Below are 13064 nucleotides of genomic sequence, written 5' to 3'. Positions count from 1 at the left end.
ACATGAATATAAAAACATAGTTAGGACAATAAGAAGGATAGAGATTTTTTTAAAATCATGCAACTCCTAAAAATATTAATAGTGTGTTAATCTTTTGTATTTCTTAAATAGCTTAGAAGTAAGAGAACGGTTTTCTTGATTAATTAATCGAACATATATTATAATGGTGATAGGAATTTTTGCCTTGTAATCTTTAAGGAGGTAACAATGAAAATATGGATCAGTCTCTTAATATTTATATTTGTTTCTTGCAGTAAAATTACGGAGCGTCCTGATACTGTAGTTATGGGTGTGCCTTCAGATATTATTACTCTAGATCCTCATGCTCATAATGATGCGGGATCGTCACGTATTGTTGCGCAGGTATTCAATCGGCTTCTTGAAAAGAATCGCCAAGGTGAATTTCTTCCTTCGCTTGTTATCGAATGGAAGATGATTGACCCTCTACTTTGGGAATTTAAGTTGCGTCCGAATGTTTTGTTTCATAATGGTGCTCCTTTGACCATTGAGGATGTTGTGTTTTCGTTGGAGCGTATGCGTAAAACACCTGGTATGCTGCGCGATTTAATGACTTCAATTGAGGAAATTAGACCTGTTGGAGAAGGTAAATTTCAAATTAAAACGCGTTATTTTGATGATTTGCTTTTAGATGTTTTGGCACATAATGCAGCAGGGATTATGCATAAGCAGACGGTCGAAAGTTTAGGTCCTGAAGTTACGCGGTATGCTGTGGGTACAGGTGCTTACAAGGTGGCTGATCATAAGATTGGTGATTCGGTACTTCTTCAGCGAAATGAAGACTTTTTTGATGGCGCTCCTCAGGTGCCTTATATTCTGCTGAGGAATATTGTAGATCCTTTTGTGCGGTCTCTGGCACTCGAAACGAAAGAATTACAAATTTCTTATATTCATGATTCAGATGTTGAAGCAATGCGTTTGCTACCTTACTTGGATCTTGTTGAGTTTGAGTCGTCGCGACTGGAATATTTAGGAATGAATTTCCGTAAGCCCGAATTTCAAGATATCTCTTTGCGGCGTGCATTGCTCTACGCTGTCGATAGAAAAGGGCTGGTTAATGCGCTCCTCAGCGGCAATGGCAAGCCATTAGTAGTTCCTCTGCCATGGAGGGTTGCGCAGCCTTTCATGACGCAGAATGAGTATTCCGCTTTTATCCAAGAACATCAAATCAATACACTGCCTGATTTTACCCTACCCAAGCGAACATTAATTTTCGGTACACCTGAGGGCTATCGAGTAAAACTAGCTGAAGCAATACAAGCAAGCCTTGGGGAATTGGGAATTAAAACAGAAATCCGAGTGCTCGAATATGGAGCTTTCCTTGAAGCACTGACAGAAGGTGCTTTTGATTTGTTTCTTTATGGCAAAACATCAGTTACGCTTAATCCATACGAGTTTTTTTATGATATTTATCATTCGCATTCGACGCCTAGCCTTGGAAATGCCGGCTTTTATAAGAATGAAAATCTTGATCCTCTCATAGAGCAGGTACGCAGAGAAATATCACCAGAAAAACGCCGGGCACTTTATACGGAAATAGCGGATAAGGTAGCTGAAGATGTTGCAGTAGTACCACTTTATGCTCCGGTTTTTTATCTCGGCCAAAATAAAAAAATTAAGGGTTTTTATCTTGATAATGTATTTTCTCCGCGCTTTGACAGGATTTCATATTGAATTTTATTTTTGGTATTGACATAAACTTCGATATCATATAGAATATGGATATTCTTATGAATAGGGGGTTTTATGAAATTTATCGGAGTTATCGGAGTGCTGTTTTTTATGGGAATAGCTTTTTTGTTTTCCAAAAATAAAAAAAGCGTCAAACTCCAAACTGTTTTCTGGGGATTGATGCTGCAAATTTTGTTTTCCTTTATTATCCTAGGAACAACTACCGTTTCTTCTGTTGCAGCAGGCATTTTTATCTTTTTATTATGTGTTTATTTGGCTGTGACCCGATTTAATCGAGCTGGTTTCTTCCGTAAACAGCTATTTACAGCGCTTTTGGCCGTGATAATGTCTGCTGCTTTGATTTTTATCGGATATATTGTAGGGGTTCAGCCTTCATCGGGAGCTGAACCCTATTTTGTTTCTATCAGTCCAGTTGTTCAAATCTTTTGGCTGCTGATTTTTATTGTCTGGATATTAAGAAAGTTTATTCAAAATCACACATTTCGATTGTTTCCTCTTAATTCTATTTTTTTTCTTGTGGCTGTTTCACTTTCATTTGGAGGATCTTTAGCACTATCTGCAGCTACTAACGGCCAATTTGGTACTCCGTCTGCATCGATGGCGAAGCTTTCGGCATCAGTTGGCAAGTTTCTGATGATCCCTACTGATGAGGGTGCTAGTTTTGTTTTTGGTAGCTTGTATGATCCTTCAGGGCCTTGGGGATTTTTATTTTTTGTGAAAGTACTGCCTACTATTATATTTTTTTCAGCATTTATCTCTGTGCTTTATTATTTTGGTATTGTCCAGGTGCTGATCGAAGAAATGGCACGTTTTATGCGCTGGACCATGAAAACCAGTGGTACTGAAACTTTGTCTTGTGCTGCTAATATTTTTGTCGGTCAGACAGAAGCTCCTATTTTGGTCAAACCTTTCGTATCGACAATGACCAATTCAGAACTGCATGCCATTATGTCGGGAGGATTCGCAACCATATCTGGTGGTGTTTTTGCAGGATTTGTATCAATGGGCATCGATGCCAGTTATCTTATTGGAGCCAGCATTATGAGTGCGCCTGCAGCTTTACTGCTTTCCAAAATCTGGTACCCTGAAACGGAACATTCTATCTCCGATGGCGAAACACCTCTGCCTGCAGTGCAGATATCCGATAATGTCATTGGGGCAGCAGCTCAGGGTACAAATGATGGTTTACATTTAGCTTTGAACGTAGGGGCGATGTTATTGGCATTCGTGGCACTTATTGAAGTTACAAATATGGGACTGCGTTTTATTAATCCTGATCTCAGTCTTAATATGATTTTCGGTTATATATTCCGGTATCTTGCCCTGATTTTAGGGACTCCGATACAGGACGCGCAAAATGTAGGAACATTGCTGGGTAATAAAATAGCTCTGAACGAATTTGTAGCCTACTTGACCTTGTCCGAAATGCTCAAAAATGGGATACTTTCTCCCAAAGCTCAAGTAATTGCTACATATGCATTATGTGGGTTTGCGAATTTAAGTTCGATAGGCATTCAAATTGGAGGAATTTCAATGATGGCTCCCGGACGCCGTGCAGATATTACACGTCTCAGCTTTTCTGCTATGTGGACAGGTGCTTTTGCTTCGTGGATGACTGCTGCTATTGCAGGAATATTTGTAGGTTAGGAGGCATTGTGCATAATATTGTCATCGGAATTGCGGGCGGTACGGCATCAGGAAAAACAACCATTGCGCAGGCCATTGAAAAAGCATTTTGTAAAGAAGATGTTCTAATCATCAGGCAAGATAATTATTATACATCTCAGGATCATTTGACTCCGGAAGAAAGAAAATTGGTGGATTTCGATCATCCTAATGCTTTCGATTTTGATTTACTATACGAGCATATTGAAAAACTTCGAAATGGCTATTTGATTGAGCAACCTATATATGACTTTACAACGCATACGCGTTCGGCAAAAACAGTAGTTGTAGCTCCTGCGCGTGTGATTGTTCTGGAAGGTATTTTAGTATTTGAGGATTCTCGCCTTGTTAGCCTTATGGATGTCAGGGTTTTTGTTGACACAGAAGCGGATCTTCGTTTTATTAGAAGGCTTTTGCGCGATACAGCCGAACGTGGTCGTACTATTGAACAATCAATTGCACAATATCTCAGAACTGCACGGCCTGGTCATGAACGTTTTGTCGAGCCAGCCAAAAAAAAAGCAGATATCATTATTCCCTACAAAGATCATAATACTGTTGCGATAGAAATGTTAATCGATAAAATCAGGTATATTATTTCTCAAAATAAATAATAAAAAGCCCTCATACATTGAGGGCTTTTTATTGATAATTTGTAAAATTATTCAAAATTGTTTATAATATTATTGAGAGGATTGCATGAAAATAGCAAATATATTAATTTTTTCTTCTGTATTCCTGATATTAGGATGCATATCGTCAGATCGCGGACTAGTAAAATCTAAAGATTCATATGAATATGTCTATAAGGGTAGGCGATTGTTGGTGACTTTCAGTGAGGGTTTTGAAAATGAACAAAATCTTCGTCGAACAGCTGAAATGTTTCGCTTTCTACTAGAAAAGGTGCCAATCCAAGAGAAACAGGATTTTTATATAGAAGGGTTGATTGATGATCTTTTTTATAACTTTCATTTAACTGGCGAAGAATTATTTTTTTCTCAACGTAATATTACTTATCAGAATAAGATGCTGATTTATGGATATTTGGATTTTTTATACAGTCAGTTTTCATACAACAAACATCAAATGTCGCCGATACCGCTAGAGAGTTTTAATGCATTGTTTGCTGGTCAAAATCTCAATAGAAACGAATATAATATATTGATTGATACAGCTGTGGATTTTGCGATCAAGGAAATTTTTTTTATTTCTATTTTGGAACTTCTTGAGCGTCAAGGACGATATTTTTATCCGGCAAAAACAAACGAAGAATTATATCGTGCATTAATTTATCCTGAAGTATTGAGTTATTGGCAGTATATGGAATCACATTTTGGCAGGAGATTTTTGTTTAAGGCAGCTCAGAAGCCATACAGTTCTGAAGCATTTAAGAGTCTTTTTTCTGAATCTGTATCTGACCTTGAGGCTGGCTATGTTAAAAAAGTACAAGCCAATGCTGCAAAAAATCCACTGGCTAGCCCGGAAAATTTATATGAATCGTATTTACAGTTATTAGAATTATATATGTCAGGGACAAAAAAATCCTTGATGAGAGAGTAAGGAGTAGCTCATGAACAGAAAAATTGCAGCAGGATTATTGGGTCTGTTATACATACTGGGGATCAGTGCCGGTATTGCTGTACTGGTGACTAAAAAGGGTGCAGCGGATACAAAAAAAACTGCTAATTTGGTAGCATTTTCAAATATTGCTAAGAAAAATAACATTATCGGAGTTATAAATATTGATGGTCCTATTTATACTTCGTCTGGCAGAAATGCCAGCCCTTTTACACCACCGACAGGATCAGTTTTTTGGCTGAGTCAGTTGGCTTATGCAGAAACAAACAGCCATATTAAAGCAGTATTACTGCGTATCAACAGTCCTGGAGGTACGGTTGGAGCGTCTCAAGAACTCCATAATGCTGTACAACGTGTCCGTGAAGCCGGAAAGCCTGTTATTGTCAGCGTTGCGGATATGGCTGCGTCCGGTGGATACTATATGGCTGTTGCTGCAGAACGAATTTTTATTAATCCAGGCTCACTTACTGGTAGCATTGGTGTGATTATGAATGGTTTTGATGCAACTGGACTTTTGCAGAAGATTGGGATAAAGTACAACGCGATTACCAGCGGTACCAATAAAGATACTGGTACCCCTTATAAAGAAATGTCTCCCGAACAAAGGGAACTTTTGAAAAGCATCATTATGAATTCCTATGAGCAATTCCTAAATGCAGTGGCTTCTGGACGCAATAGACCTATCGAGGAAATGCGTTCTTTAGCAGACGGCAGAATTTTTACCGGTGAGCAAGCAGTTCGATTAGGACTTGCTGATGAGCTTGGTGATATGGTAAAAGCAGAAAATTATATTCGTCAAACTTACAGTTTATCCTCTGCGTCGTTGGAAGAAATTAATCCTGCTTCATCTTTTAATTTTCACAGCTTGATTTCAGGATTTTTACCTGCAGCTCCTAAATTAGAACTTAAACTTCCTTATAATGAGTTTAATCATATGCCTGTTTTATATATGTTTCAACCCTAGGAGAACCTTATGAAAAATTGGTGGCAATTTCTTTCGTTAAGCGTCGGTTTTTTTTATGCACCTAAAAAAACTTTAAATCTTCTTACCGACCACTTTTCGCATAATTTATTATTATTTGGATTTATTACATCTTTGCTTTCACGTTTTTCTTTTATCTTAGCCAAAATGATGCAGCAAGGAGCTCAGCTTTATGTTGTTTTTATTGCGATGATTCCTTATTATATCGCTTCATTTATTTGTTTTAGCATTATTTTATCATTTGTAGCACTACAGGGTAAAATAATCAATTTCAAAGAATTTTGGGGATTGTATTTTGCATCTGATATCGTTTTGCTGATATTTTTGCCTGTTGTGATGATCGATATGTTGTTTCCTCAATTTTCTTTAGATGTTATCTTCCATTCTATAGTAGCAGTATGGTCCGGCTTGATTAAATTATTGGTCCTACAAAAGGCATTTAATATCGGTTTTTCCAAAACACTTGTTTTGAGTTTTCTGCCTATTATATTAGTTTTGTCTTGGGGAATAGCTACGCTTATTACTTTTTTCAGCCAGCTTTCTGTGTATTTTGGATAAATGATTATTAATTTTATTAAGCATTTTTTATATACCAATTTTTATACAGTATTGGATCGATATTTTTATACTCAGTTATTTAGTAATTATTTGATTGGGTTGTCATTTTTTTCTTCGATCACAATGATCAATGAACTTTATTATATTATGCGCTATTATTTCGAACAAAATGTTCCGTTACAACAAGTTTTGAGTATGATGGGTGCATTGATTCCGTTTTTAGTGTCATTTTCTGTACCTTTTGCTGTATTGCCTGCTTATCTTTTGCTTTTCGGTAAGCTGTCCCAAGATAGTGAAATTGTTTCCATGAGGGCTTGTGGCATTTCTCATTTTCGTATTATGTGGCCTGGTACAGTTTTTGGGATAATGACGATGCTGATTTCTTACAACTTCAAAAATTATGTCGAAGCGCCGTCAAATGCATATTTCCTTCAGCTTAAGGCAAAAATTCTTGCACAGAAACCAGTAGTACAACTGTTAGATAATGTTTTTCTTAATATTGGAGATGTTCAGATCAGTTTTGAAAGTAATTCTTCTGTGGTTGGCGGTGATGATATTCTTCATACCGTATATGCTGTGGATGTTAAAAATCGGCGGACGATTCGTGCAAAGCAAGCTCGCATTTATGTTAATCCTGACAATCCTGAGCATTACATTATGCGGTTTTTGGAAGGAGATATGAATCAGTTAACAATTTCTAATGTTGAAACGTTTGTTAATCCTGATGCAAATACCATTCCCGAAGCTTCGATGGAAGAGGAAATTCCACATACTCCAATTATTATCGAAGCTCCACTCGATATAGGGAAAGAACTGGCTGATCCTTTACCAGAACGCATCGATGGAGTAATTCAAGAGCCCCTTAGTGCAAAAACTTTAGAAACCAATGCACCCCAGCAAACTATAATACAAAAAAAAGAAGAATTTTATTTATCATCTTTTGGTGCGATGAGCATGAATAATTATGTTTGGTTGCCGGGTGATGGATATTTTAGGGGTCCGGAAACTCTTTCCTATCGGGAGCTTAAAAATAGTATTGAAACTTTACCGCAAAATATCCAGCATAAAAAAGAATTTGAAACTGCTAAAACTAATAAAATAGTAATTGATAAATTAGCATTTTATGTTCGTTGGCTGCCTTTTTTATTTGATTTTTATGCTGAAGATCCAGAAGATAAACTTCAAACACAGCGTTTTATTGCTATGCAGAAGAATCGTATTTTCACCGAAAAGCAGAATATGAATAGTCGCTATCTTGCTGCACGTGCTAAGCTTCCTAATATTGATCAGATGCGTCTTTATGAAAAATTTATGTTCCCAGTTTCGGCATTTGTTTTTGCGGTGTTATGCTTGCCTTTAGGAATGTTTTCAGCGCGCAGTGGGCGTGGTGAAGGTTTGAGCTTAAGTTTGGTTGTTGTTTTGATTTTTTATGGCCTCAAGTCAGGAGCTGAAAATATGATAACACGAAATATTCTTACTCCGGGCACGATTTGGATGCCGACTGTTTTATTTGGAATTGTTGCTTTAATTGTTTATACAAGGAAAATATTGGAGTAAGGTGTGTTTATTTTTGGTAAAATTGCTCATTTTTTTTCTTCCCTGTTTGGATGGATCATACGGAAATTTCAGGAAAGTAGTTTTACTTCATTGAAAGAAAAAATTATAGAAATTTTACGTGATGTTTTTTATTTTCTGAAATACACTAAAGATGGATTTATTTCTTTTTTTAATAAAGAAAATTTTGTTAAAAATCTTCGTACCTTGCGTTGGAATAAGCTTGATTCCTATATTATGACTCAGTTCTTTCAAGCACTTATTGGTGCTGTTGTTTTGTTCGTATCAATTTATGAGATGGCTCAGATTTTTCAGGATATGCGCGGGTTGCCTGATGATGTTAACAAAGAAATGCTTACTCTTCACTATTGGGCTACGGTGCCTTATTGGACGTTTATTTTACAGCCATTTGGGTTTTTATTTGCTACTGTTTTTGTGTTGAGCAAGCTGGCAGCCTCTCGTGAAATGGTTGCGATGGTCAGTTCAGGTACTAGTGTATTTCGACTGTCGTTCTATATGATACTGTTTTCTACTTTGTATTATTTGTCGATTGTCGGGTTTTTAATGAACAATTTTATTTTGCCTACCTATCAGAAATCTTTCATTTATAGACGGGTTGCGCTTAACCAAGCGTCGCTTGGGGAGTTGGATTGGTTGAAAAATAATTCTAATTTCACTATTTTTGGCGCGGATAATTTACTTTATCTGGGGGAGTTTTATGATGCTACCCAGCGTTTCATCGATAAAGCTACTATTGTACAATATGCTGATCCTGAGCAGGTGAAAACTACTCCTTTTCTTCCGGTCGATGAAAATACAGAATGGATTTTTACTAATAAAATGTTATGGGAATCGCTAAAAGAACTCCGTGTCGATGACCGTATGAGTTTTGTGATGCGTGTCGATGCCGAACGACTGTATTGGAGCGAAAAGGATCATGCTTGGGCTGTTTCTAATGGGACAATACGAACCATTTCCGATGGAGGTAAGCATTTTGAGACTAGAAAAGTTGATTATGAAGTGCTCAGTAATTTAGTTGATCCTTATTGGTTTTTCGAACGCAATTGGTATCCCATCGAAGCTATGACTATCGATGAAGGGTCGCGTCATATTTACAAATTAAAACAGTCAGGACGTTCTTATCATGCTGATCTCACAAAATATTATGCTAAAGATGCTTATCCTTTGGGGTTGATTTTTGTTGTTATGGTGGGCATTGGAATTGTTAATATGGCTTCTAAAACTGTTTCCGTCCCCATTAACAGTGCAATTAGTATGGCTATTTTTATTGTTTATTATTTGATGTATACATCTTTTTTAGGGCTTGCGGGGCGTGGTAATGTAACCCCCTGGGTTGGAGGTTTTGCTGGTAGTATTATTTTTGGAATTTTAGCATTTATTCTTTATGCACGTACTACTACCTAGTTTGAAAAATTCTGATAGATCGTCCCATATCCAAGAAAAAGTTAGGAAGAATGGTATCACTTTTAATAACAGAACGGCTGATTTGTTTTTTAATGGCGGAAATTTTTCTCATCAATTCTTCTAGTTCGGCAGTTGAACCTTTTGCCAGATTTTCTGTGAGTTTTTGATATTCAGGTTTTAGTAGTAATAATACTTTATTGCGTAGTTTTCCTTGCCTTAAAATCAAGCTGTCACGTATACATAATTCCAATTCTTCTATCAAAAATTGCGTGTATTTTTGTTTCTCCAGTTTTTCAGCAAAAAGTAAAAATTGAATGCTCTTGTCAATATTTATTACACATGCTTCGAAAAATTCTTGAATTAATGCTTTTTTTAGTGAAGAAGTTTGAAAAAAATGCTCATTCATGATGTCATGAGTAGAGTTAGTAAAAAAATGATTATCTGGAAGATCTGCTAGATCATTCTGTAGTGGTTTCTTGAATGAAATAACGATAGAGCGTGATAAAATCGTCGGCAGAATACTACCTATATTAGCAGCAGTCAGGATGATCCAATGTTTAGCAGGAGGTTCTTCTAACATTTTTAATGCAGCATTTTGAGTGGTTTCATCAGCCGTATGAAAATCTCCTAAAAGACTGATACGTCCATAACTTCGAATAGAATGAAATTGTAATGCTTCTCTGATGAGATCAATCGGTATTCCTTTTTTTTTATCTAACGCTTGAGCAGTTAAGATGAGCTTTTCTATAAGCGGCGGATCCGGAAAGATTTTTTTTGTTAATATATATTGTAGGTTTTCTTTAATAGTGTTTAGCTTAATATTTGTGGGTAGGGTTAGATTTTCATTCAGAGTATGGGCAATCATCAACCGGTGCTGCAGTATATTGAGCCAGTTCCATGCAAGAGATGAATCAGGCATTTTTTTTAGGAAAAATGAAGTTTTAAGTTGAAACTGGTCGTTTCGAAAATAAAAAAAATTACTGCTATATAGTGGATTTTCTTGTAGCACAAACCCAGCAAAATCTAGTGCTGCTGAGAATTTGCCCCAACCATTAGCCCCTAAAAGAAGAATAGTTCTGCTTTGAGTATCATGTTGTGCAAGACTTTTTAAAAACGAAATAGCTTTGGTGTTTCCTTTTTGATGAAACATTTATTCTCCTTTAGGAGATATATCTACAAGCTGTAATCGTACCTCTTCGATATCGTTCCATATGTTTATTTCAGGAATACCAACGATATCAAATATTTGATGATGTTGTATTTGATTCCAGCGTTCAGCAAAACTCCAAGCTATGGTTTTGAATTCTGTTTTACCTTTAAGAAAAGTAAAAATAAGATGTTCTTTATTGCGACCTATAGGCTTAGCTTCGATTAGTTGGGCATCGCGCACAAGGAAATTTGGTGCTGGATTTTTGCTACCAATAGGATTAAGTAGTGAATGCATGTAATTGATATTTTTGATGCTTAGCATCGAAAAATCATTTAAATCAACATCAATTTCAATAGTATTCCTCAGAGTTTCTGATGACCATGTTTTCATATATTGAATAATTTGGTCCTTCAAAGAAGATAAATGTTCTTCTCCAAGCACAAACCCTCCTGCTGCTTTATGTCCACCGAATTGGGTGAGCATAGGTGATAAAAATTGAAGAAAAGCAACAACATCAAAGGTACCTGTTGCTCGTATGGAACCTGCTGCTTGTCCGTCTTCTGAACGTGCAACAATAATAACTGGCACTTGGAATTGGTTAGCTAACCGTGTAGCAATTAATCCAGTAATTCCTCTAGGAATATTATTTGAAATAATAAGGATATGTTTATCATTTTGTACTTCATTGACATTAATACAAGAAATTATTTCTTCTTCTAATGAAGATACTAAATTTTTTCGTTCGTTATCTTTCAACAGTAACTGTTCGGAAAGTTCATTAGCTTTGTTTATATTATTTGTGATGAGCAATGAAACAACAAGACTAGCTTCTCCAAGACGTCCGGGCGAATTAAGCACAGGCCCTAAAGTCCAGCCAATAGACCGAGCATCTAGATTTTCTAAGATATTGAGTCTTCGTATTAGTGCAATTAATCCGGTTGATGCTTGTTTTATATTTTCGATGCCAACTCGAACGATAGTGCGATTTTCATCCTGTAAAGGCATAATGTCTGCTACCGTACCTACTGCGGCTAACGGAAACAACTCACATAGTAATTGCATCAATGGTTCAGAACGTTTAAGAGTCATGCGTCGAAAAACTTCAGCGTTTAGGCGGACGTCTACTAATGCTCTATGTAAAGCGTTAGGATCTGTATAAATTCCTAAATGCTCTCCAATGTCAGATAATTTATATGATTTGAGAGATTTAAAAAGAGATCGTGCTAAATTTAGTGTATCAATAGCATGATTAGAAATCGTTTTTTTTAACCCTTTTTTGAGTTGTGCATTAATAAATTTAATATCAAAATTAATAATATTTTGTCCGGCTAATGTTTTATCACCGATAAAATCTAAAAATTTTTGTAATGCAACATCTCTTTCTAATCCCTGCTGATCGAGCATTTCCTGTGTAATATTGGTGATTTGCGAAATTTCCTTAGAGATCGTGCCAGTAATTTTAACCAAAGTCTGAAAACTGGCAATTTCTACACCATTTTTTACAATAATTGCGGCAATTTCTGTGATTTCATCGTTTTCCGGATCTAAACCTGTTGTTTCTATATCGAAAAAAACATATTCTTGATCATACCAATCAGGGAGAATACGTGATTCTGCTAGAGCTTGCGCGGTTTTCAGCGCTACACCAGCTCCAGATAAAAAAGGAAAAGGATAGTTATTAAGCTTGGGATTAATAAGTGCAACAGCTTCAGGTAACTCTTCAAGGGGTTCATGATGATCAGTGATAATTAAATCTAAACCCTGTTCCTTAGCAAGTTTTGCTTCGTCGACTGCGGTAATTCCGCAGTCGACGGTAATAATAAGCGTAACGCCTTCATTATATGCATCAATTATTGCTTCTCGTGATAATCCATAGTGATCAACACCTTCTGGGACTCGAAATTCTACTTGAGCACCAAATCGCGATAAAATTCTATGCATAATCGCCGTAGACGTAACACCATCAGCGTCTTTATCTCCAAAAATAAGAATTTTTTCTTTTTTTTCTATTGCTTCATTAATACGGCATATAGCTTTATCCATGTCTCCCATAAAAAACGGACTGGGTAGCGAAATGGCTTGCGGATAAGCGTATTCCATCATTGCCTGATATGAAGCAATACCTCTATTCTTAACGATGTTCAAAATGAAGTCTGGAAGATTAAAAGAATTTCTCACCTCTCGACGTAAAGGAACGTCAGAGCGACGAAGGTTCCATTCAAAAAAACTCATGAATTGCCTAGTCCTTCAATTTTATTAACTCTATTATTAACTTAAATATTATATAAAATATAGATATTCTAACATAGTTTTCTATAAAAATCAATATATTTCAAACTTAAAAAATTCCCTGTTAAGCTGGAAAATAATATGATATGACTAATATATTAAAAAATAAAGAATTATAGTACCTATTCAATTACAAAAATATCAATGAATATA

General features: G+C 36.2%; 10 protein-coding genes. 8 read left to right on the top strand and 2 right to left on the bottom strand.

Annotation, left to right across the window (positions count from 1 at the left end):
* The first annotated feature begins 207 nt into the window (after positions 1 to 207).
* The 8 genes from BM018_RS02590 to BM018_RS02555 all read left to right on the top strand — a co-directional run bounded on the left by BM018_RS02590 (position 208) and on the right by BM018_RS02555 (position 9472).
* On the top strand, positions 208 to 1692 hold the full coding sequence (locus BM018_RS02590; RefSeq protein ID WP_092318290.1) for an ABC transporter substrate-binding protein: 1485 nt from the start codon (positions 208 to 210) through the stop codon (positions 1690 to 1692).
* Between the two features lie 72 nt (positions 1693 to 1764).
* Entirely contained in the window at positions 1765 to 3357 is a 1593-nt protein-coding gene (locus BM018_RS02585; protein WP_092318287.1) for a NupC/NupG family nucleoside CNT transporter, read from the top strand.
* Between the two features lie 8 nt (positions 3358 to 3365).
* Positions 3366 to 3989 carry a uridine kinase gene (gene udk, locus BM018_RS02580; protein WP_200778559.1) on the top strand — a complete coding sequence of 208 codons (624 nt, stop codon included), beginning with the start codon at positions 3366 to 3368 and terminating at the stop codon, positions 3987 to 3989.
* Between the two features lie 85 nt (positions 3990 to 4074).
* On the top strand, positions 4075 to 4935 hold the full coding sequence (locus tag BM018_RS02575) for a hypothetical protein (protein WP_092318284.1): 861 nt from the start codon (positions 4075 to 4077) through the stop codon (positions 4933 to 4935).
* 10 nt (positions 4936 to 4945) lie between these two features.
* Positions 4946 to 5917, top strand: coding sequence for a signal peptide peptidase SppA (gene sppA / locus BM018_RS02570; protein WP_092318281.1), 972 nt, complete (start codon positions 4946 to 4948; stop codon positions 5915 to 5917).
* A 9-nt stretch (positions 5918 to 5926) separates the two neighbouring features.
* Positions 5927 to 6493, top strand: coding sequence for a hypothetical protein (locus tag BM018_RS02565; protein WP_092318276.1), 567 nt, complete (start codon positions 5927 to 5929; stop codon positions 6491 to 6493).
* Positions 6494 to 8050 (top strand): LptF/LptG family permease, encoded by a 1557-nt coding sequence (locus tag BM018_RS02560; RefSeq protein WP_092318273.1) that lies wholly within the window; start codon positions 6494 to 6496, stop codon positions 8048 to 8050.
* Positions 8051 to 8053: 3 nt separating this feature from the next.
* Positions 8054 to 9472 (top strand): LptF/LptG family permease, encoded by a 1419-nt coding sequence (locus BM018_RS02555; RefSeq protein ID WP_092318270.1) that lies wholly within the window; start codon positions 8054 to 8056, stop codon positions 9470 to 9472.
* On the opposite strand, the gene BM018_RS02550 is transcribed toward BM018_RS02555, so the two are convergent.
* Both BM018_RS02550 and recJ read right to left on the bottom strand, forming a co-directional pair.
* Positions 9465 to 10622: a hypothetical protein gene (locus BM018_RS02550; RefSeq protein ID WP_092318267.1), complete on the bottom strand. Its 1158-nt coding sequence runs from the start codon at positions 10620 to 10622 to the stop codon at positions 9465 to 9467. The genes BM018_RS02555 and BM018_RS02550 overlap by 8 nt on opposite strands.
* Positions 10623 to 12854 carry a single-stranded-DNA-specific exonuclease RecJ gene (gene recJ / locus BM018_RS02545; protein ID WP_092318264.1) on the bottom strand — a complete coding sequence of 744 codons (2232 nt, stop codon included), beginning with the start codon at positions 12852 to 12854 and terminating at the stop codon, positions 10623 to 10625.
* Between the last annotated feature and the right edge of the window lie 210 nt (positions 12855 to 13064).

The organism is Brevinema andersonii (genome assembly GCF_900112165.1).
Classification (GTDB): domain Bacteria; phylum Spirochaetota; class Brevinematia; order Brevinematales; family Brevinemataceae; genus Brevinema; species Brevinema andersonii.
Note: the sequence above shows the minus strand (reverse complement) of the source record. Positions and strands in the feature narration are given on the sequence as shown.

Coding starts and splice junctions, on each gene's coding strand:
- sppA (WP_092318281.1), top strand. CDS start 4,946: ATGAACAGAAAAATTGCAGCAGGATTATTGGGTCTGTTATACATACTG.
- BM018_RS02590 (WP_092318290.1), top strand. CDS start 208: ATGAAAATATGGATCAGTCTCTTAATATTTATATTTGTTTCTTGCAGT.
- BM018_RS02575 (WP_092318284.1), top strand. CDS start 4,075: ATGAAAATAGCAAATATATTAATTTTTTCTTCTGTATTCCTGATATTA.
- BM018_RS02550 (WP_092318267.1), bottom strand. CDS start 10,622: ATGTTTCATCAAAAAGGAAACACCAAAGCTATTTCGTTTTTAAAAAGT.
- BM018_RS02560 (WP_092318273.1), top strand. CDS start 6,494: ATGATTATTAATTTTATTAAGCATTTTTTATATACCAATTTTTATACA.
- BM018_RS02585 (WP_092318287.1), top strand. CDS start 1,765: ATGAAATTTATCGGAGTTATCGGAGTGCTGTTTTTTATGGGAATAGCT.
- BM018_RS02565 (WP_092318276.1), top strand. CDS start 5,927: ATGAAAAATTGGTGGCAATTTCTTTCGTTAAGCGTCGGTTTTTTTTAT.
- recJ (WP_092318264.1), bottom strand. CDS start 12,854: ATGAGTTTTTTTGAATGGAACCTTCGTCGCTCTGACGTTCCTTTACGT.